This window comes from Planktothrix rubescens CCAP 1459/22 (genome assembly GCA_904830895.1).
GTDB classification, from domain to species: domain Bacteria; phylum Cyanobacteriota; class Cyanobacteriia; order Cyanobacteriales; family Microcoleaceae; genus Planktothrix; species Planktothrix agardhii.
In genome coordinates this window covers 3884493-3905993 of the sequence record LR882958.1, presented here as the reverse complement: position 1 = coordinate 3905993, position 21501 = coordinate 3884493, and the positions used below count along the sequence as shown (strand labels likewise).

Annotated in this window: 20 protein-coding genes; 7 read left to right on the top strand and 13 right to left on the bottom strand. The window is 38.4% G+C overall.

Annotated features, from left to right (window positions below):
• The first annotated feature begins 224 nt into the window (after nucleotides 1-224).
• Nucleotides 225-485, top strand: a complete 261-nt coding sequence (locus tag NMG86_RS18060) for a DUF1830 domain-containing protein (RefSeq protein ID WP_042155985.1) — start codon at nucleotides 225-227, stop codon at nucleotides 483-485.
• 191 nt (nucleotides 486-676) lie between these two features.
• Here the strand turns inward: NMG86_RS18060 and NMG86_RS18055 are convergent, their stop codons facing one another.
• From NMG86_RS18055 to NMG86_RS18030, 6 genes are all read right to left on the bottom strand, one after another.
• Nucleotides 677-2404 (bottom strand): ABC transporter permease, encoded by a 1728-nt coding sequence (locus NMG86_RS18055; RefSeq protein ID WP_026785780.1) that lies wholly within the window; start codon nucleotides 2402-2404, stop codon nucleotides 677-679.
• Between the two features lie 5 nt (nucleotides 2405-2409).
• Nucleotides 2410-3735 carry an ABC transporter ATP-binding protein gene (locus tag NMG86_RS18050; protein WP_026785781.1) on the bottom strand — a complete coding sequence of 442 codons (1326 nt, stop codon included), beginning with the start codon at nucleotides 3733-3735 and terminating at the stop codon, nucleotides 2410-2412.
• Between the two features lie 265 nt (nucleotides 3736-4000).
• Nucleotides 4001-5005, bottom strand: coding sequence for a PmeII family type II restriction endonuclease (locus tag NMG86_RS18045; protein ID WP_237157178.1), 1005 nt, complete (start codon nucleotides 5003-5005; stop codon nucleotides 4001-4003).
• Complete coding sequence (locus NMG86_RS18040) at nucleotides 4990-5310, bottom strand: site-specific DNA-methyltransferase (protein WP_199918636.1); 321 nt, start codon at nucleotides 5308-5310, stop codon at nucleotides 4990-4992. The genes NMG86_RS18045 and NMG86_RS18040 overlap by 16 nt, the downstream gene beginning before the upstream one ends.
• Before the next feature lie 112 nt (nucleotides 5311-5422).
• Entirely contained in the window at nucleotides 5423-6304 is an 882-nt protein-coding gene (locus NMG86_RS18035) for a hypothetical protein (RefSeq protein ID WP_237157177.1), read from the bottom strand.
• Between the two features lie 76 nt (nucleotides 6305-6380).
• The gene (locus NMG86_RS18030; protein ID WP_026785783.1) at nucleotides 6381-6983 is read right to left on the bottom strand and encodes a DUF1517 domain-containing protein; all 603 of its coding nucleotides are present in this window, start codon (nucleotides 6981-6983) and stop codon (nucleotides 6381-6383) included.
• A 115-nt stretch (nucleotides 6984-7098) separates the two neighbouring features.
• Here NMG86_RS18030 and NMG86_RS18025 point away from each other — a divergent pair, with 115 nt between their 5' ends.
• From NMG86_RS18025 to hetL, 3 genes are all read left to right on the top strand, one after another.
• The gene (locus NMG86_RS18025; RefSeq protein ID WP_026785784.1) at nucleotides 7099-8523 is read left to right on the top strand and encodes an MFS transporter; all 1425 of its coding nucleotides are present in this window, start codon (nucleotides 7099-7101) and stop codon (nucleotides 8521-8523) included.
• A 135-nt stretch (nucleotides 8524-8658) separates the two neighbouring features.
• On the top strand, nucleotides 8659-9030 hold the full coding sequence (locus NMG86_RS18020) for an ArsR/SmtB family transcription factor (protein ID WP_042155991.1): 372 nt from the start codon (nucleotides 8659-8661) through the stop codon (nucleotides 9028-9030).
• Between the two features lie 37 nt (nucleotides 9031-9067).
• Nucleotides 9068-9811 carry a heterocyst differentiation pentapeptide repeat protein HetL gene (gene hetL / locus NMG86_RS18015; RefSeq protein WP_026798252.1) on the top strand — a complete coding sequence of 248 codons (744 nt, stop codon included), beginning with the start codon at nucleotides 9068-9070 and terminating at the stop codon, nucleotides 9809-9811.
• A 61-nt stretch (nucleotides 9812-9872) separates the two neighbouring features.
• Here hetL and acsF read toward each other — a convergent pair whose 3' ends face one another.
• Entirely contained in the window at nucleotides 9873-10949 is a 1077-nt protein-coding gene (gene acsF / locus NMG86_RS18010; protein WP_026795583.1) for a magnesium-protoporphyrin IX monomethyl ester (oxidative) cyclase, read from the bottom strand.
• A gap of 225 nt (nucleotides 10950-11174) precedes the next feature.
• Between acsF and NMG86_RS18005 the strand changes: the two genes are divergently transcribed.
• The 3 genes from NMG86_RS18005 to hemJ all read left to right on the top strand — a co-directional run bounded on the left by NMG86_RS18005 (nucleotide 11175) and on the right by hemJ (nucleotide 13886).
• Nucleotides 11175-11822: a biliverdin-producing heme oxygenase gene (locus NMG86_RS18005; RefSeq protein WP_026785788.1), complete on the top strand. Its 648-nt coding sequence runs from the start codon at nucleotides 11175-11177 to the stop codon at nucleotides 11820-11822.
• A gap of 50 nt (nucleotides 11823-11872) precedes the next feature.
• On the top strand, nucleotides 11873-13258 hold the full coding sequence (hemN, locus tag NMG86_RS18000) for an oxygen-independent coproporphyrinogen III oxidase (RefSeq protein WP_026785789.1): 1386 nt from the start codon (nucleotides 11873-11875) through the stop codon (nucleotides 13256-13258).
• Between the two features lie 70 nt (nucleotides 13259-13328).
• Nucleotides 13329-13886 carry a protoporphyrinogen oxidase HemJ gene (gene hemJ, locus NMG86_RS17995; protein ID WP_026785790.1) on the top strand — a complete coding sequence of 186 codons (558 nt, stop codon included), beginning with the start codon at nucleotides 13329-13331 and terminating at the stop codon, nucleotides 13884-13886.
• A 132-nt stretch (nucleotides 13887-14018) separates the two neighbouring features.
• Here the strand turns inward: hemJ and NMG86_RS17990 are convergent, their stop codons facing one another.
• The 6 genes from NMG86_RS17990 to rpsB all read right to left on the bottom strand — a co-directional run bounded on the left by NMG86_RS17990 (nucleotide 14019) and on the right by rpsB (nucleotide 21372).
• The gene (locus tag NMG86_RS17990; protein ID WP_026798251.1) at nucleotides 14019-14741 is read right to left on the bottom strand and encodes a biliverdin-producing heme oxygenase; all 723 of its coding nucleotides are present in this window, start codon (nucleotides 14739-14741) and stop codon (nucleotides 14019-14021) included.
• 213 nt (nucleotides 14742-14954) lie between these two features.
• Nucleotides 14955-15632 carry a 5'/3'-nucleotidase SurE gene (surE, locus tag NMG86_RS17985; RefSeq protein WP_026785792.1) on the bottom strand — a complete coding sequence of 226 codons (678 nt, stop codon included), beginning with the start codon at nucleotides 15630-15632 and terminating at the stop codon, nucleotides 14955-14957.
• A gap of 222 nt (nucleotides 15633-15854) precedes the next feature.
• Nucleotides 15855-18338: an ATP-dependent DNA helicase RecG gene (gene recG, locus NMG86_RS17980; protein WP_026795587.1), complete on the bottom strand. Its 2484-nt coding sequence runs from the start codon at nucleotides 18336-18338 to the stop codon at nucleotides 15855-15857.
• A 458-nt stretch (nucleotides 18339-18796) separates the two neighbouring features.
• Complete coding sequence (locus NMG86_RS17975) at nucleotides 18797-19624, bottom strand: hypothetical protein (RefSeq protein WP_026798250.1); 828 nt, start codon at nucleotides 19622-19624, stop codon at nucleotides 18797-18799.
• Between the two features lie 128 nt (nucleotides 19625-19752).
• Nucleotides 19753-20412 carry a translation elongation factor Ts gene (gene tsf, locus NMG86_RS17970; RefSeq protein WP_026798249.1) on the bottom strand — a complete coding sequence of 220 codons (660 nt, stop codon included), beginning with the start codon at nucleotides 20410-20412 and terminating at the stop codon, nucleotides 19753-19755.
• Between the two features lie 168 nt (nucleotides 20413-20580).
• Nucleotides 20581-21372 (bottom strand): 30S ribosomal protein S2, encoded by a 792-nt coding sequence (gene rpsB, locus NMG86_RS17965; RefSeq protein ID WP_026798248.1) that lies wholly within the window; start codon nucleotides 21370-21372, stop codon nucleotides 20581-20583.
• Nucleotides 21373-21501 lie beyond the last annotated feature (129 nt).

Here is a 21501-nt window from a genome sequence, read left to right as displayed (position 1 = left end):
ACTTAATTCATAAATTGTTAAGTTATGATGATTTGATAACATCACAAGATTAACGATTCTTATCAGGGTTGCAGAGAGAACGGTCAGGATAAGTCTATCCAACGTCAGAAAGATAGATCACGTTCCCGATTTCTAATCGAGCTTTTGATTCCTACCCTCTCCCTTAACTGAAAAGCTAAGAACTTTCAAAATAGTCCTTTAAAACCTAACTTTAATAAAACATCATGCAAACCGTAAAATTGGCTGTAGATTCGATTAAGACTGAAATTTTGTGCGGTTATAAAAACCCCACTAAACAGGTGCAAATTCTGCGTATGGAAACTACAGTTCAGGGTTATTTTGAACGGGTTATTTTTCCAGGGGAATATTGCTTATTTGTCGGAGAATCTAATCAGGATTTGGAGGTTTATTCTAGTGGAGATCCCACCCGAATCGAACTAGAAAAAATCCCCTGTGATACATTAAAAGTTGAAGAAACCGAATAATTCCCTAACTTCGTAGTGAGGCGTTTACGCCTCATAATTTTCTAACTTTGTAGTGAGGCGTTTACGCCTCAATTCTTACTCAAAGATAAAAAGGAGGCGTGAACGCCTCACTACGCGGCGTTTACGCCTCAATTCTTACTCAAAGATAAAGATAAGGCGTGAACGCCTCACTACGGGGAAATGGAGTTATATTACAACAGTTGGTATTTTGAACGAGCAAATTGATATAATTTTCGCCAGATTAAACGGTTGGTTAAGACTACTAATAATGACATCACAGCCGTAGAAGCAAACAACAGAGGATAGTTACCTGTTTCTGTTGCTTGAGAAATTAGTGATCCTAACCCTGGTGTGATTAAAGTTTGGTTTTGAAACTGAACATATTCGCTAACAATACTGGCATTCCACGCCCCACCAACGGCCGTAATCATCCCTGTAATTAAATAGGGAAAAATTCCGGGTAAAATCACAGTTTGCCATCGCAGCACTAACGAGAGTTTATAAATACTAGCTGCTTCAAATAACTCTGAGGGAATTGCCTGCGCCCCGGCAATTACATTAAATAAGATATACCACATTGTTCCTAACATCATCAGCGCCACAGAACCGATTTGTAAACCTCCTCCTAAACGCGCTAAAAATAGTAATAAGACGGGAAATAAAGCTGTTGCTGGAACTGATGCAGCAATTTGAACTAAGGGTTGTAAAGTTTGGGCTAGTCGAGGATTTCGGCCAATAGCAACTCCCACAGGTACAGTCCATAATAAGGATAAAAATAAGGCGATAATAACCCGTAAAGCGGTTAAAATAGCTCCGGTAATCACTTGTTTCCAGTCTTGAAAATCTAGTTTTTGTAATAATATAACTCCTTCCCAAGTTCCCCATAAAACCATAAATCCAAACCCAGTTAAAAATATCCGACTCCACCAATTTTGATCGGATTTTGATGGTAAAACTGGGGTGGAGGTGGGATTAGCTTTGACGATGCGCTGAGAAATTTTATCTGACCAAAGCTGCCCAAAACGTTCGGTTACAATTCGCCAAGTAGGAGAACGTCGCAGGAAATCTAATACAATTGATTGGGGAATATTTTGGGATTCAACGGTTTCTAACTTGAATTTTTCTGCCCAAGCAATTAATGGTTTCCAGACCAAAAAATCTAGAAGAATAATAATTCCAATTAAAACTGCTACTCCCCAAGCAATAGCAATAAAATCACCTTGATCAGAAGCCTGAGCTAAAAATGATCCTAAACCGGGAAGGCGAAAACTGCGATCGCCTAAGGTAAAGGATTCAATTGCCATCAAAAAAAACCATCCTCCGGCAACGGACATCACACTATTCCAAACTAATCCTAAGATTCCCGATGGTAATTCCACTGACCAAAACCGTTGCCAAGAATTGAGATGATAGACTTTTGCTACTTCCAATAATTCTTTAGGAATACTCGATAAAGATTGATAGAAACTAAAGACTAAATTCCAAGTCATTCCCGTAAAAATTAACAGAATAGCTGCCAGTTCAATTCCAATTCTTTGACCGGGAAATAGGGCAATTAAAGCGAGTACAACCCCAGGTAAAAATGATAAAACCGGAATGGATTGTAAAATATCTAATAAGGGAATTAAAACTTTAGCCGCCAAGGGAAAACGATAAGCAGAATAGGCATAAACTAAACTAAAAATTAAGGATAAAAAATAAGCTGCTCCCATCCTTAATAATGTTTGGGCGGCATAACTTGGAAGTTGATCTAAATCAGTGGAGATGATGACATCGGGTTGATAGTCTCCGGTTAATTGGGAAGCCGTGCGAACAATTACTAAAAGTACAGTAATAACTGCTAGAATTAATAAGCCATCTTGCCATGTTAAACGAGAGCGATCTAAGGTTTGATTTTTAGGGGTAAGAGAACGAGTCATATAGTTTATACCTCCGGTGTTATTGAACTAAAATCAGATGTTTCTAAAAAGATTTCCCCACTGGGTTCATCATAGGCATAAAGTTCTGCATAACGTCCCCAGTCAATGGCTGTATTTAACTGTCGTTGCGCTTCTTTAGGACTAAAATGATTATTCAGAACATCTAAGACTAAATCTTCGGGAATACGACGATTTTGTTTAGATTGACAAAGGGTATAGATTTGTTGAACTAGGCGAATATGACTCAGTAATTGTTGACGAATAATTTGTTTTCGCTGGTCAATATTTCCCTGAATAAACTCTAGGGCGATTGGTTTTAGGTTAAAATCTCCTTCTCGAATTTCGATTAAATCCATAAATTTTGCGGCTTCTAAAATGGGGAGTAAATCATCAACATCCAGTTGCAGTTCTTGCCCTAAACGATATAAATCAGGATTTTGTCGATCTTCTAAGAGTTCTAATAAACCCGCAATAGAACCAATGCGGACGTAGGGTAAAGATTGATATTTATTCAGAGTATTTTTAACGGTTGTTTGAGGTTCTATGGTTTCTAATTCTGGGTTGGTGAGAATTTTATAAACTTGATCGACTAAGGCTTGGAAACTTGCACTTTTGCGATCGCGATAATGACTTAATTTAATTGATAAATTTGCCCGAATTCGCCCAGGATTTCTACCTAAAACAATCACCCGATCCGCTAAGGTGATCGCTTCTTCAATCCCATGAGTTACAATTAAAATTGCTTGGGTAGGAATACGTTTTTCTAACCACAAATCTAACAGTTCAATTCGCAAGTTTTCTGCGGTTAAAACATCTAAAGCGGAGAAAGGTTCATCCATACATAATAATTCCGGTTCAACGGCTAAAGCCCTAGCAAATCCAACCCGTTGTCGCATTCCCCCTGATAGTTCTTTGGGATAAGCATTTTCAAATCCATCTAAACCAATAATATCGATCATTTTTAGGGCTTTTTGTTGTCGCCAGTCTACAGGAAATCCCCCGGCTTTTAATCCTAATTCGACATTTTCTAAAACCGTTAACCAAGGGTAAAGGGCAAAACTTTGGAAGACAATTGCTACCCCGGGATTAATTCCAATTAATGGTTTTCCATGACAGAGGACTTGTCCTTGGGTTGGATAAATTAACCCGGCAATTATTCGCATTAAGGTGGATTTTCCTGAACCAGAAGGCCCTAATAAAGCGATGATTTCGCCCCGGCGCAATTCTAAGTTAATGTTATTGAGAATCGGAATTTCTTGACCATTGGGCTGTTGATAGGATTTACCAACGCCTTTGAGGATCATTAAAGGTTCTGTTTTGGAATCACTCATAGTCGGTTCTCAATAATTCTTCTTCAATCTGCTTCTATTGTGCTATTTTTGTTAACCAGAGAGTCATTTTAACATGAATTATGACCCAGCAAAAATATATTTTTAAGTTAATAATAGGTTAAGTCCATTCGCTATTTTTGTTTGGCTATATGAATAATAAAAATTAGCAATAGATCGCTTATTCTTCTAAATCAGAAGATTCTTCTAATTCTAAATCTAAAGACAACTGTGCTTCTACTGATTCTAATTTTACATCTTCTCGCTTTCAAACATAATCAACTAATTTAATCCATTTGACTCCTCCATATAGTGTTTCTGAGATATATATAGCAAAACCTTCTAATAAATTTCCGAAAATCGTTTCTTCTTGGGAAGATAGAAAAGCATCGACAATACTTTTTACAAATTCTCCTGCCAATTCAATATTTTTAGCCTTAAACAAATAAGGATTTTTACGCTTAATAATATCTCTAATCTGAAGTTGTCTCAACTTTTCAAATCGTTTGTCATAAAATGGGTTCAAAACATTCTCAATTAGATATTTAGAATAAATTTGATGATTCGATTCGCTCATGGCTAAATTATTAACTTCTTGTGTTTGATTAATCCCAGAAAAACTTTGATTTTGACAATTAAATAGGGTTTTTTCTATATTAATTAAAGCCCTCTGATAATATTCTTCTTTAATCTCAATACCAATATAACGTCTACCTAACTCTTTCGCTACCATCGCAGTTGTTCCCGAACCCAAAAAGGGATCAAAAACTATATCTTCTGGTTCTGTAAATAATTGAATAAACCAGGAAGGCAGAGATTTAGGAAATGTAGCACTGTGACTTTTATTGCTGCATTCCGTTGCTAAATGTAAAACATTTGTAGGATAAACCATTGTCCGTCCTAACCAATTAGAGACATTTTTGCCAAATCCACTTTCGACTTTAGAATTATCCCGTATTTGATCAATTTCACTCAAATTTTTTAAGCGAGTTTTAGCCCAATCTCCCATCGGAACCATAACCCTTTCTTGATACATTTTGAATTTTTTCTGCTTATTAAACTGTAGACAACGTTCCCAAGCATCACGAAAACGATTAGGCCATTTACCAGGATAGCTATTCTTTTTATGCCAAATATATTCTTCTGTCCATAACCATCCTTGTTGTTGCATTTCTAAAATTAACTTAATAACGTAGTTATGCCTTTCTCCATTAACAACTTTTTCTTTGATATTAATAATAAAGGTTCCATCTTCTTTTAAAACTCTGTACAGTTCTTTAGAAATGGGAAGAAACCATTGGACATAATCATCTGGATTAATCCCGCCATAGGTTTTTTCCGGCTATCTGCATAGGGAGGAGATGTTACAATCAGATCGGCTATATTAGAAGGAATTTGCTGCAAAACCTTTGAGCAATCACCTAAAATAATTGTGTTGTACCAATCTTTTTCAGAGGTAATTATATCCTGCTGATTGGGATTTGATATTAGTTTAAATTCTAAAGGGTGAATACTCAATTTAACTTTCCTCGCAGGTTGGCTTTCTTCCAAAGAAGCGATCGCTTTTTCTAAATCCAACTCTATCAGTTGTAGTGATTTTGAATCAAATGGTGATAATTTCAGGGGTTTAATCCATTATCCGTAATTTAATTACCAAGGAAGAAGGAGCCCTGAAGGGCTCACTACGGTTTTAACGGCGTTTTCTGCTGCTACTTCCAGAGGAGGAGCGACTGCGGGAACCACTGCCGAAACTGGGTTTGCGTTGTTGGGTTGAACCTTTATTCGGGGAGGTGCGCAAATCCGTTGCTCCGAACCCCGACCCCGTTGAACGGCTGGAATTGGGGGAGGTGGAACGCTTACCGGAGGAATTCGGGTTGGAGTTACGAATATTTCCGGTGGTGCGTAGGGTGGTGCTATTTTTTACCGCTGCCGGGGGAGTATTGTATCGAGTCCGATAGTCGTTGACAGCTTGATTATAATTGGAACCGTAACCGCCATATCCGGTCATCACACGGCCAGGTTGATACATGGGAGGGACATAATAGCGGGGGGCAAATAAGCTATTAGCGATTGCACTTCCGGCCAAAGAGGCGGCAAAAGGTGTCCAGAAACTCGATTCTTGTCGCACGACAACGGTTTGCGGTTGACCTGTGGCGGGGTTGGTTTGAGTTTCGGTAACGTTATGAACATATTCGATGCGAAAGTCTTCGGTTAAATACAAAACGGGTTGACCATTGGTAATATTTAAGGTACTTTTTTCTCCGGCTTTAATTTGTTCATCGCTTAATTGCGCCATTTGTAAATCTGTTGTCCGGTAGGTAGCAGATTTACCCGCCGGAGTATTTAATAACATGAGGGTATACTCCCCATCGACGTCATTATATTGGGCTTGCTGAACGGGATATTTACCCTCAATAACTTGATTTTGGGGCGCCGATGTGGTGCGAGTGGATTGTTGGGTATTCGATGAAGTAGTTGCAGACCCACAAGCAACTGTTGTCCAACAAAATGTTACCGAAATCAACAGAATTAAGAATTTTTTCCACATAAACCAATTAACTTTTTTCAACATTTATATCTCCTATTCTAACAAGAAAAATCTGAATTGATCACTGTTTTTTGATTTCAATATCAACCGATACTATTCCTTAAAGGGGAATCAGTTCGGGAAAGTTCTCTAATAATTGATCACTGGTTAATTCATCTCCTAAAACAGCCGGGGAAAAATGCACTTGAATCCCTCGGAGTCTGTGTTGATAATGCAGATTAATAATTGCTTTTAACCCAAGATTCATCGCCTCCAAACTTGCTAAATCCGTTTCTAAATCGGGAACTTCCCCTTCACTTACTATTGTAATCATCACAATTAAATTGTGGGTAATTGGCACAGATAGGTATTGACTTTCATCAAGGGGTTGAGATAAATCCGGCTGGCTTAAATACCGTTGTCCAGAATCCGTAAATAGTTCGTTAAAGTAGTCCGCCGCCTCCCCCTCACTCCAAACCACATCCCCTTCATTCGATCCTGACTGCCAATAAGTATCATACTGAAGCAGACCTTGGCAGACTTCTACTAACGCCTCTCCTGTTACCTGCAAGTCTCCCTCGGCATCAATAACATCTCTGGCGGCTCGGTTGAGTATTCCCAACAGGGGAGCGACCTGATCTCCTCCTAAATGCAGAAACAAACGACTGACGACAAATCGAGTTTTCCCGATCATCCGATTAAAGCGATCGCCTAAAGCAGCCATAGTTTGACTTCTCCCTAATTATTTGTGATTCAATCAGCTTATCATTTTAAGATATCCTATTGTTAGCCGTCGGGTTTTGGTTCTAAGCTGACAATACTCTTTAATATTAATCAACATGAACTCCACTCCTTCTCCAACTATTTCTCCTCCAGAAAAGCTAAATTTATCGACAAAATTAGCCTTTGGTGCTGGAGATTTAGGCCCAGCAATTACTGCTAATATTTCTGTATTTTTTGTTTTGGTTTTTCTGACTAATGTTGCGGGTTTACCTGCCGGATTAGCCGGAAGTGTATTAATGGTCGGAAAAATTTGGGATGCGATTAATGATCCGATTGTGGGAGTATTAAGCGATCGCACAGTTCACCCTTGGGGAAGGCGCTATCCTTGGATGGTTTTTGGGGCAGTTCCCTTTGGGATTCTGTTCTTTTTACAGTGGATTGTTCCGAGTAATAATCAATGGTTTTTGTTTTGGTATTATGTAATTATTGGGATTTTATTTAATACCGCTTACACCGCCGTTAATTTACCTTACACTGCCCTAACTCCTGAATTAACATCAGATTATAACGAACGTACCAGTCTCAATAGTTTTCGCTTTTCTTTTTCTATCAGTGGTAGTATTTTTTCGTTGATTTTAGCACAAATTATTTTTAGTTTTTTCCCCGATTCTCCCTATCAAAAATATTTAATTTTAGGGGCAGTTTGTGCAATTCTATCAATTTTCCCCCTATTTTGGTGTTTTTTGGGAACTCGAAAGCGGGTATGGGCGGGACATTCTGTAGCAGACAATCAGGATAATTCCGATAGTATTCCGATTGCTGAACAAATCAAAATTGCCTTTAGTAATCGACCCTTTTTATTGGTTATTGGAATTTATCTTTGTTCCTGGTTGGGGGTTCAACTGACCGCTTCAATTTTACCCTATTTTGTAGTGAATTGGATGCAGATGCCGGAAGCAACTTTTCCCCAGGTGGCAATTGCGGTTCAAGGAACAGCTTTAGTAATGTTATTTGTCTGGAGTTCTATCAGTAAACGCTATGGGAAAAAGTCAGTTTATTTTATGGGAATGGGAGTATGGATTATTGCCCAAGCGGGTTTATTTTTCCTCCAACCTGGACAGGTTGGCTTAATGTATATTCTAGCAATTCTAGCCGGATGTGGGGTCTCAACAGCCTATTTAGTTCCCTGGTCAATGATTCCTGATGTCATTGATTTAGATGAATTAAATACTGGACAAAGACGGGAAGGAGTTTTCTATTCTTTCATGGTTTTATTACAAAAAATTGGGTTAGCCGTTGGCTTATTTTTGGTCGGACAAGCCTTAGATATTGCTGGATTTCTTTCCACAGTTCCCGGTCAACCCGCCCCCATTCAACCGGACTCGGCTCTGTTAGCCGTGCGGTTTGCTATTGGCCCTTTACCAACTATTGTCCTAATTATTGGGATGATTTTTACTTTTTTATATCCGATCACAAAAGAGGTTCACGCCGATATTTTACTACAACTTAGCGAGAAAAAACGGCAGGAAAATCTCCATTAAAACCTGGGTAGAGATATTAACAGAAATGTCTCTACCTACAATTTTTCAATTATCAGATAATGTGGTAATATAATAGATAAGTAATATCAATAAAGCCACTGAGTCCTAGCCATCACCAACCCCAGTTTAAAATCCATGCAACTGACTTCAACCTGCGATTATTTACAATTATCTCCCGCCGCCCTAGCATTAATGGCAGACTTTTTTAAAGTGTTATCAGAAGTAAGTCGCTTACAAATTATTTGCTGTTTAAAATCTGGAGCTAAAAATGTTACCCAAATTATTGAAGCCACCGGGTTAGGACAGGCAAATGTTTCTAAACATTTAAAACTTTTAGCCCAAGCTGGAATTGTGACTCGCACCCAACAAGGGGTTAGTGTTTATTATGAAATTGCTAATCCACTTTTATTTGAAGTTTGTGATTTAGTCTGTGAATCTCTAGTTGCTCAAATGCAGCAACAAAACCAACAGTTAGAGCAACTTCGAGCCATTAAATCTGCTGTTTAGTTTATTTTTTTAATCCTTGATTTAACTAAATATTGCCATGAATGTTGATGAATTTCTCCTAAGATATGCCGCCGCCGAACGGAATTTTCCTGATATTGACTTATCTTATGTTGATTTACAAGAAGCTAATTTAGTCAATTTAAACCTAACCGGAGCAAATTTAAGTTATGCAGATTTACGGGAAGCAAGATTAGGAAAAGCTAACCTTTCTAAAGCCAATATTAGCTATGCTAACCTCAGTGAAACCATTCTTTGGGGGGCTGATTTAAGCGAAGCCAATTTATATCAAGCTCAGTTACGAGAAGCTGATTTAACCGGAGCAAAATTAATTAAAACATCCCTAGAAAAAACTCAACTCATCAAAGCTTGTTTATCGGGATGTAATTTAAAAAATGCCAACCTTTCCCACGCTATTATTTTTGAAGCTAATTTTCGCCCTAACCAGAATCAACAAACGGATTTAACCGATGCAATTCTAGTTGAGGCAGATTTGAGTTATACTAATTTTAGCGGGGCAATTTTAGAACAAGCTAACTTTGAAAAAGCCAAGCTCTGTCACGCTATTTTTGGGGTTTCAGGTTTAGGAGTTTTAAGTTCGGAACAAAGCTACAATACTAACCTTAGTGGTGTGAATTTCAAAGATGCTGATTTAAGTTATGCCGATTTTAGTGGGGCGAATTTATCCGATGCAAATTTGCGAGGTGCAGATTTAACTCGAACGATTTTAACTAATGCTAATCTGAATCGAGCGATGATGCCCGATGGCACAATTCATGATTAATTTATGATTAAAAAATAGGGTTTTAACACAATATATAAAACCCTAGTTTTGCGTAAAAATATTAATGAACTTCTGCCCGTAATGCTTCGGCATCAATGGGTTTAGCTAAATAAATTCTTAGCAAATGCCACAAAGTTGAACAATTAGTGGGTAATTTTAATAGGAATTTAACCAATTTTGGTTTTTCGGTAGCATTAATTTTTTGATTCTTCACATTATTCTCAGAACATTGTTCTAAACGACGGAAAAAGTCCGGGTGTTCTGTATCTAAAACCTCTGGAAATGCTCTTAGGGAAGTTTCATTAGTTTTCCGCACCACATGACGATTATATTCCTTTGCATCTAACCCCAAAGTTTCATAAAAATCTTCTCGTTCATTCACGGTTAAAGTATGGGTTGCAAACACGGTTAATAAGAAAAACCTTGCCCACAGTCTACCTTTCCAAGTTTGCCACATATTGGGCTGCGATCGCAATAAAACCTTAAAGAAATCCCCATGACGGTTTTCATCCTGACACCAGTTTTCAAAATAGCGGAATAAAGGATAATATTCATGTTCGGGATGGTTTTCTAAATGACGAAACACCGTAATATAGCGCCAATAACCAATTTTTTCCGATAAATAAACCGCGAAAATAATCCACTCCGGTTTAAAGAAAGTATAAGTCCGGTTTTTAGTTAAATAGCCTAAATCTAAGGATAAATTAAAATCCGACATCGCCTTATTAATAAACCCCGCATGACGAGCTTCATCTCTAGCTAATAAATGAAACGCTTCTGATAATAAAGCGTTGCGATTTTTCAGTTGACGAGATAACTCTTTAAATAATAAAAAACCAGAAAATTCAGAGGTACAAGACCTTTCTAAAAAGTCAACAAACGCTAGGCGGGTTCTCTGGTCAATTTGTTCCCAACTTTGGTCAAATTGTTCATCCCGAACAAAATGGTGACGGTTATAGTCCGCCCGCAACTCCTCTAAAACCGCCGAAAATTCCTCCTCACAACTAGATAAGTCCATATTCGCCATCGCGTCAAAGTCGGTCGTATAGAAGCGAGGGGTCAGCAACGTCTCTTGAACCGGATTTTTAATCCCGGGGCGCAGTCCTTGAGTTTCGGGGTTTTGGATAGTATTTACCATCGCTGCGAGTCCTTAAATATTACTATCTAGTTATTGAACTATATAATTTTTGTTTTGTCTAGGGGTTTCCCCAAAATTCCCCCGTGAGTAAAGAATTGTAACGACCATATAACTAATCAGTGATATAGTGATACATTCATTCAAGTGGAGAAAACCAAACCTCGGCTTGCCATTTCTCCTGTTTTTAGTCTTAGGAAAAATTTAATCTTATTTATCTCTAAAACCATGACAAACTTAGCTGAAAAACTCAAAATCGGAACCCAACAATCTCATAGTAATGCCGAACATACCGGATTTATGAGAAACTTTTTATCTGGGGGTATTAGTAGAGAATCTTTTTGTCAACTTTTGAGTAATTTATATTTTGTTTATAGCCAATTAGAAGCGGAATTACAATCCCATCAAACCCATCCCAATATTAGCAAAATTTATTTCCCTGAACTCAACCGCAAAGCTAATTTAGAGAAAGACTTAAACTTTTATTATGGAGAACATTGGCCCGATAATATTACCGCTTCTCCCGCCGCCCAATCTTATGTTTCCCGACTTCGTGAACTTTCTGGTACCGAATCCACCTTATTAATTGCCCACTCCTATACTCGTTATATGGGTGATTTATCTGGGGGGCAAAGTTTGAAAAAAATCGTCCAATCTGTCTTTAATTTAGAGGAACATCAAGGGATTTGTTTTTATGAATTTGATCAAATTCCTGATATCAATGAATTTAAAAACCTCTATCGTCAAAGATTGAATGAATTAGTCTTAAGTGAAAAACTCCAAGATCAAATTGTCGCCGAAGCTAATAACGCCTTTGTCCTGAATATTGCCATGCTGCGAGATTTAGGAGAAATTCCAACTCCAGCAACTGTTTAATTTTGTCTATTTACCATCTACCATTATAACTAATTAGGGAGAATAAATCAATGGTTTTTTCGGTTGCAAATGTGGCGTTTGATTTTGATTTAATTGAAAAATATGGGAATGCCGTTCCCCGTTATACCAGTTATCCACCAGCTACAGAATTAAAAGATGAATTTACGCCCTTAGATTGGGAATTTTCCATAACTGAATCTAATCAACGCCAATCTCCCTTATCTCTCTATTTCCATATTCCTTTTTGCCAGACAGCTTGTTATTTCTGTGGCTGTAATGTGATTGTTTCTAATAATAAAAATGCAGCTAAAACTTACATCGAATATTTGTCAAAAGAAATTGAATTCACTGCTCAGTTTATTGATACTCGGCGCCCAGTTACCCAACTGCATTGGGGCGGTGGTACACCCAATTACCTATCCTTAGAACAGGTTGAATCCCTATGGGAAACAATTAATAAACAGTTTACTTTTGACGAAAAAGCTGAAATTTCAATTGAAATCAATCCGCGCTATGTCGATAAAAACTATATCTTTTTTCTAAAACAAATTGGGTTTAATCGGATTAGTTTTGGGATTCAAGACTTTAATCCCCAGGTGCAAGAAGCTGTTAATAGAGTGCAGCCGGAAGCTCTGTTATTTGATGTGATGGATTGGATTAAGGAAGCTGGGTTTGAAAGTGTGAATGTGGACTTAATTTATGGCTTACCCTATCAAACTTTATCTAGCTTCAAAGAAACCATTAAAAAGACGATTAAACTTGATCCTGATCGGATTGCTATTTTTAACTTTGCCTATGTTCCCTGGATGAAACCCGTACAGAAAAATATTCCTGAATCTGCCTTACCTCAACCCCATAAAAAGTTAGAAATTTGGCAAATGTCGATCCAAGAATTAACTGATAATGGCTATGTTTTTATTGGCATGGATCACTTTGCGAAACCCAATGATGAATTAGCGATCGCCCAACAAAATTCATCTTTAAAACGGAATTTTCAAGGATATACAACCCAACCAGAAGCAGAATTATATGGCTTTGGGTTAACTTCTATTAGTATGTTAGAAGATATCTATGCTCAAAACCATAAACGATTAAAAGAGTATTATCAAGCCATTAATCAGGGAATTTTACCTGTCAGTAAAGGGTTTAAATTAAGTAAAGATGATATGCTCAGACGAGATGTAATTATGCAAATTATGTCTAGTTTTTACTTAGATAAATCTCAAATTGAAGCTAAATATCATCTGGATTTTGACAGTTACTTTGCCCAGGAATTAATCGCCATGCGTCCCTTAATTGCCGATGGTTTAGTTCAGTCTAATTATGATTCCATTGTGGTGACAAATCTAGGCAGACTTTTAGTTAGAAATATTGCCTTTTTATTTGATACCCATACCCCCGCCCTACAGCAACAGAAATTATCCCGGGCGATTTAATTGCCAGATTGTCCAGAATCCAGTAAGGTAGTTTATAGCCACCTTTATTGTTGAGGATTTTATTGGATCTATGACTTATTTTTGGTTTAAATCCTTTCATATCATCGGAATGGTTGTCTGGTTTGCGGGTTTATTTTATTTGGTGAGATTATTTGTTTATCACGCCGAAGCCGAAGACAAACCCGAGCCCGCCCGCAGCATTTTAAAAGAACAATATGAATTGATGGAAAAGCGTCTTTATGGGATTATTACAACCCCTGGAATGGTGGTAACGGTGGTGATGGCGATCGCCCTTTTAATTACACAACCCAGTCTTTTACAAGATATGTGGCTGCATATCAAATTAGGATTAGTTGCGGTTTTAGTCGCCTATCATTTTTATTGTGGTCGAATTATGCGACAATTAGCCACAAATAAAATTATATTCACCAGTCAACAATTCCGCAGTTTAAATGAAGTCCCAACGGTACTTTTATTGGTGATTGTTTTACTAGCAGTATTCAAAAATAGTTTACCCCTAAATACAGCCGTTGCTGTCACGGGTAGTTTTATTGTAGGGATGATTGTTTTCTTTCAACTCTATGCCTTCCATAGACAAAAAAACACCCAGCAAGTTGTTAGTCAGTAAGCCGATAGTCAACTAAACTACCCACACTTCTCTACGAGTAAGTGTAGGTAGTTCAAAACCACAAAATCCCGAACACAAGGCAAATTCTCGCGTTCAGGATGAAATTAATTGAATCTTCCGTATTTTAACTGATTATTCGGCGGCGGTTGCTAACCCTTCCGTTGTCCCTTTTGTCCGGCGACGAGTTAAGGTATTGAATAACATTTGACCAATAGCTTTAACTAAATTCCCCTCTAATTCATTGAACATTTTCATGTTCATCCCAAACGCATCATTGGCTTCATCAACAATGCGAGTTGCCATTTCTTGGTCAATATCAACGCTATCCATTTGTTGACGATAATTGACCTTAAACGCTTTTTCGTCGGGAATATCATTAAACTCGTAAAACTGAGTTCCTTGTCCATCCTGTAAGTTCATCGCATTTTGAGCAATTCCCTTAAGAATTTGCCCCCCGGACAAATCCCCTAAATAGCGAGTATAGAGATGTGCAATTAACAATTCGGGTTCAGAATTGGAGATTTCTCGAATTCGAGCAACATAAGCTTTTGTTGTTTCAGAAGATTGTACTTCTTCTTTCCAATTTGCACCATGATAAAAGTATAAATCCTGCTCTAAACTTTGTTTGCGATTCAGTTCAGGAAAATACAATTTAGATAAAATTGGATGGTTACGGTGGCGCTCCATTTCTTCTTCCATTGCGGAGTAAACAAAATAGAGATTACCCACCAATTTCCGGTAAGACGTTTTTTCTACCGTACCCTTTAAAAAGCACTTGATAAAACCAACGTTTTCCGCCATTGTGTGAGACTTCTTCGTGCCTTCTCGCAGTTGGGTTGCTAAGTTAACGCTCATACTAAAATTTTAATCCCAAAGCTAAATTCAACAAATAGGCGTCTTACTAATCACAGCACCTAGAAAAACCACCTAATTTTTGATATTAAACTAATTTCATGATAAATGGTGTTAAGAATTGTCACATTCACCCATGATACCAACCAGCCGGTTAAATTTCTAACCTCTTTGTGTCTTTGAGTCTTTGTGGTTCAATTAATCTTGACCCCTCACCTACAATTTAATTAAACTCACAGCTATTTTACCACGAAAACACACTTCTACATCCGTTCCCACTTCATAAAGGCGATCGCTATAATTTCCATGATAATGAAAATAGTCCCCTTCTATTCTATAATTAATCGGCAAAGATTGGGTTCCTAATTTACAAAATACCATATCTGGGTCAGGGTCTTCCGGTTCCAAATAGGGAAAATTAACATTCCAAAAATACCCCTGTTGCGGAGGATGTTTCATTAATTCATTTAACACTAAACTTGCCCAACGGGTTGCCGTTTTCCAATTTACGGGTTTTCCTTTTTTACGATATTGGGATAAAGCTATCCCCGGAATTCCTTGAATTGCTGCTTCCCTAACTGCCGCCACCGTCCCAGAAATATAAACATCAACCCCCATATTTCCCCCCGAATTAATCCCCGAAATTACCCAACTTAAATCAGGACAAAGATGGGACACCGCTAACCGAATACAATCGGCGGGAGTTCCCCCAATTGCATATTCAATTTCTGAACGTTTTTCTACCTTAATTCCTTGATTGGTCGTCACTTGATGCCCACATTGAGAATATTCTTTTTCAGGAGCAATCCAGATTTTTTCCCCAGAAATCGCCTCCCCTAACGCTTTAATTCCGGGTGCATCAATACCATCATCATTTGTTAATACTATTTTCATTTTTTTTAAGGGAATAGGGAACACGGATTTAAGAGGATTTCACGGATTTTAATCTGTGTTAATCTGCGTAATCCGTTTAATCAGTGTTCAGATTTCACGGATTTTAATCTGTGTTAATCTGCGTAATCCTTTTAATCAGTGTTCAGATTTCACGGATTTTAATCTGTGTTAATCTGCGTAATCCTTTTAAATCCGTGATAGGTAATGGGTAATAGAAAGAGTTTAGGTTAAAATGCTGCCTCCCATAATCTTAATATAACGACGATTTAATTCATCCCGCATTAAAGGTAAACCCTGTAACTTTGGATCTTTTTTTAATACCTTTTGGGCGGCATCCCTAGCTAATTGTAACACCTCCTGATCCTCGACTAAACTCGCTAAAGCAAAATCCGGTAAACCCGACTGACGAGTACCCAAAACCTGTCCTGGCCCCCGCAATTGTAAATCCATTTCTGCAATCAAAAACCCATCCTGAGATTGTTCCAAAACCTGTAACCTTTGTCGCGCTTCCGGGGTAGAACCTCCTAACATTAATAAACAATAGGATTTATCTTTTCCACGACCCACCCTACCCCGTAATTGATGCACCTGAGATAATCCAAATCGTTCTGCATTTTCAATTAACATCACCGTGGCATTGGGAACATCAACCCCCACTTCCACCACCGTTGTTGACACCAGAATTTGGGTTTCTCTATCCCGAAATAGAGTAATAGCTTGATCTTTTTCCGCGCTACTCATTCGACCATGGAGCAACCCAATTTTAAACTCAGGAAAAATCTTAGACTGTAATTTTTGATGTTCCTCCACCGCCGATTTAACATCTAATTTTTCCGATTCTTCAATTAACGGTAACACCACATAAACCTGTCTGCCTTTTGCTACCTCGCGCTGAATTAAATCATAGGCATCCCGTCGTTGTTTTCCGTTTAAAATTGTAGTTTGAATTGGTTGGCGACCGGGGGGAAGTTCATCAATTTGACTCACATCTAAATCCCCATGTAAGGTTAAGGCTAATGTTCGGGGAATGGGCGTCGCCGTCATGGTTAAAACGTGGGGAGATTCTCCTTTTTGTTGTAATCTAGCTCGTTGTTGAACTCCAAACCGATGTTGTTCATCTATCACTACTAACCCCAAACGATGAAAATTAACCTGATCTTGAATTAAGGCATGGGTTCCGACTAAAACAGGCAATTCTCCCGTTTCTAAATGGGCATGAATTTGACGTCGTTTGCCAACTTTTGTTGAACCTGTTAATAATTCTACAGGTAGGTGCATTAAATTAAACCACTCGACTAATTTTCGATAATGTTGTTCGGCTAAAACTTCCGTCGGGGCCATTAATGCGGCTTGATATCCGGCTTGAATTGCCGCTAACATTGCCACCACCGCCACTACAGTTTTCCCTGCTCCTACATCTCCTTGAACTAATCTATTCATCGGTTCAGGAGAATATAAATCTTGGAGAATTTCTTGAATTACCCGATTTTGAGCATTGGTTAATTTAAACGGTAACATCTGATAAAATTCATCAATTAATTTTCCCTTGGGTGCTAAAACTGCACTGGTTTCAACCTGTTTCTGTTGTTGTCTTCGGGTTAATAATCCTAACTGTAAATAGAAAAATTCATCAAACACTAACCGCCGTCTCGCCGCCGATAAACAATCTCGGTCTGGAGGAAAATGGATATTCTCAATGGCATTAGTTAACCCAATTAATTGATATTGATTTAATACTTCTTCGGGTAAGGCATCTGCCAATTGTTTCGCCGCAGGTAAAGCTGCAATTACCGCTTTTCTAACTACATCCGCCCCGACCCCATCCGATAACGGATACACAGGTAAAAGTCGCCCGATTTTCATTGATTCAATTTGACCCCCGGCATCATCTAAAACTTCTAATTCCGGGTTATCTAAGGTAATTCCATATTGATTTTTTTTGACTAAACCTGATGCTGCAATTAACGCCCCGGTTGCATAATTATTTTTTTGTTGATGTTGCCAACCTTTACTACTATATCTATTTCCAGCATAAAATCGACTAATTTTAAGCTGTCCGGTATTATCGCTTAATACTAATTCTAATATGGTTAATTTTTTATTCCGAGGACTACTAAAACAATTACACCGTTTTACCTGAGCAATTAAGGTGACGGTTTCCCCAGGTTCTAGTTCATTAATTTTGACCTGTCGGGCGTAGTCAATATGATCCCTGGGATAATAATACAGTAAATCAAATACGGTTAAAACCCCTAATTTTGCTACGCGATCGCTATTTCTAGGCCCGATAATTTTTTCTAAGGATTGTTCTAAGGATATATTAACAACCTTTGCCTGTTCTGTAATCCCAGTTGTCTTTGTAACTGTTTGTTGATTTTGCTTTTGATCTTGTTCCGTTTCCCGAATTTTCGATACCTGATTCCGACAATCAAATAACCGTTGTAATTGCAGCAAAAACCGTCTCGTATCTGCAATTAAATGTTGGCGGTCTTCTAATTTTAATTCAGGATAACGCAAAAAATCCTCCGCCAAATCTTGACACCGTTGTTGGGTCTCCGGCGGTGCATTTTCAAACAATTCCTTTAAACTCACATAAAAAAATTCATGGAATTTATATTGACTACCCTGCAAATTTGTAAAACCCCGTTCTGCTTCAACGCACAACGCTTTACTAAATCTCCACCAGTCTGGTTGATAAGATTTCATCTTAATCTAACTTCCTAATTACCCTGTATTTGTGACTCACCACAGCCTATTATAATATACAGTATTGTCAGCACCACAGAGATTTACTTAGCTTTTCTTTAACCTTCCTACTCAGCTTTTTAATAATAGGAATTAAATCAAATTTTTCCAGGGGTTGACAATAACAAATCCATTTTGCTATAATTTTAGCAAATGCTGTATGCAGGAGCATGGCTTTACGCTTGACTTTTTAATCAATTATAGATAAAACCCTTTATCTATAGGATTACAGACTTTGATGAATTTTCCGCCCCTGAGTTTTTGGGTAGAATTAAAGCAAATTTTAAACAAGGTTGACACGAATAATTTTTAGGTGCTATAATTTAAGTATACGCTGGTGGGGGTCGTGCGTACCTACTCTTGATTTTTTAGTCAATTAAAAGCTATACAACTCAACCTATAAGCATTTCAAGCATTTCTCAATCCTCATACCAAATAGATCTCCAAGCGGATTCTGCCTGGAGTATGGCTCTCTCGCGTAACTTTTTTTGATACTCCCGACGGATATTAGTAAACTGTCCCGACAAATGGCGGAGTTGGTGACGTCGCGCCATCACATTAGCATCAGCAAACTCAATTTCCCCCAAGCGCAGATGAATAGCCGTTAACCTTGTCATGATCGAGGTTTGGGGCTCGTCATCATCCTCCGTCTCAATCATGATCTGGAGTAGATTCGCTGGCCCAGCCACCATATCGCTGGAAGCATCAGCCTTAGAAGCCACTTCCAGAATAGCTTGGGGTAATTTTTTTGGTAACAGTCCAAACCGTTGTAACTGCAAGTTGGTATCCTTAGATAGCAATTTCAACAGTCGGACAATTCCGGTTTCAATCCCATCTTGCCAAGAGAATAAACGCTCAGGGGTTAACGGTTTTGGAGTCTGAGAAACCTGCAAATTTTCCTCTGGCTGTTCCTCCTCCGGTTCAGAGGTAAAATCATCATCTAAATCCTCAAGTTCAAAATCAGCCGGAGCTTGCAGAGACTCGCATAAATCCGTCTGCATTTGTCGGGCTAAATTTCTTAGCCCCTGTTGTAATTTTTGTCGTTGTGAAACCGATAACTCTAAAAATACTTGAGGATAGATTTGAGTGCAGAGATGATAACTTGCCAAAATCAATTGTTGACGTACTCCTTGCCCCAGAGCAACCAAATACACCTCATAGGCGTGATGAAACTCTTGGGCAATTTTAGCGATCGCCTCTTCCAAAGCAGCGATATCCTGATCAACGCGATTTATTGATCCAGCCATAAAGGAATTAGGAATTAGGAATTAGGAATTAGGAATTACGAATTAGGAATTAAAAATGAATGAACTCCGATCATAATTAAAATTTGATCTGATCGGAGTCTTAACTATTAATTAACTTCAGAAATAACCTAGGCTTTACCCATTTGTTCGGCGACTTCATCCGCAAAATTCTTTTCTTCCTTCTCCAAGCCTTCACCCAAAACAAAACGAGCAAAGCGACGAATTTTAATATTTTCGCCTAACAGAGAAATACTTTGTTTCACCAACTCCGCCACCGTAATATCTTGATTGCGAATGTAAGGTTGATCAACTAAGGATAGCTCTTGAAGACGCTTATCAATTCGTCCTTGAACAATTTTTTCCTTAATATTATCGGGTTTATTTCCTAAATCATCCCGCTTCATTTCAATCTCTTTTTCCTTAGCGGTAATGCTGGCGGGAATATCATCAATAGAAACATATTCCACATTAGGACAAGCTGCAATTTGCATGGCAATATTATTCACTAATGCTTTAAATTCCTCCCGACGCGCCACAAAGTCAGTTTCGCAGTTGACTTCCACAATTACCCCCACCCGTCCGCCAGTGTGAATATAACTTCCCACCAAGCCTTCGGTAGCACTGCGAGAGATCTTTTTATCCGCAGAAGTAATACCCTTTTGACGTAACCATTCTATAGACTTCGTGATATCCCCATCATTTTGAATCAGGGCGTTCTTACAGTCCATCATCCCCGCGCCAGTTTTATCGCGCAGTTCCTTAACCACTTTTGCTGAGATTTCCGCCATCTTTTCCTCAGATTTGTTTTATGTTTACCTATCGCCATCACTCATCTGTTAAAAAAAATTATAACAAATGAATCTAAATGTTTTCCATGATTACTTCCCAGGAGTCCCCATCGGATAATTTAGCTTAAACCTGTCCTGAAAAAAGACTCCTGAGAAATATTTTAGGTCTTATTCTTCCGACTCCGAATCAGAATCTAAATCGCCGATATCTTCAACTTCTTCATCTTCTTCATATTCGGCTTCGTAATCATAATCTTCTTCAGCTATTTCTGCACCTTGACCATGACGCCCTTCATAAATTGCGTCGGCTAACTTACCAACAATCAACTTAATTGAACGAATAGCATCATCATTGGCGGGAATATGAATATCTGCCAAATCAGGATCACAATTAGTATCTAATAAAGATACAATCGGAATATCTAATTTCCGACATTCCATCACCGCATTATATTCCCGGCGTTGGTCAACTAAAATTACCACATCAGGAACACGACGCATGGCTTTAATTCCGCCTAAATACTTCCGTAATTTCGTCAATTCTCGACGTAAAACCGAAGCTTCTTTTTTAGGAAGATAATCAAAATAACCACTAGACTCGCGGTCTTCCAAAGTTTTCAGACGGTCAACCCGGGTTTTAATCGTCGCCCAGTTGGTCAGCATTCCCCCCAACCAACGTTGGTTGACATAATATCCACCACAACGGGCGGCTTCGCTGGCGATAATTCCAGCAGCTTGACGTTTAGTTCCGACAAACAGAAACTTTTTCCCATCTTCGGAGGAACTTCTGACATAATCATAGGCCTCCTCCATCAGTTCTGCGGTTTGAACTAAATCAATAATATGAACCCCGTTACGCTCCGTGTAGATATAGGGAGACATTTTCGGATTCCAACGGCGGGTCTGATGTCCAAAGTGAACTCCAGACTCCAGCATTTCTGCCAAACTAATAACGCCCATTCTTTATAACTCCTAATTCGGGTTAATCCTCCATCCAGGCGTATCAGCTAAGGGTTTAAACCCTAGAAACACCCGAATCCCTGGATGTGTGATTTTTAGACAACCTTTCCACTATACCACGTCTTGAGT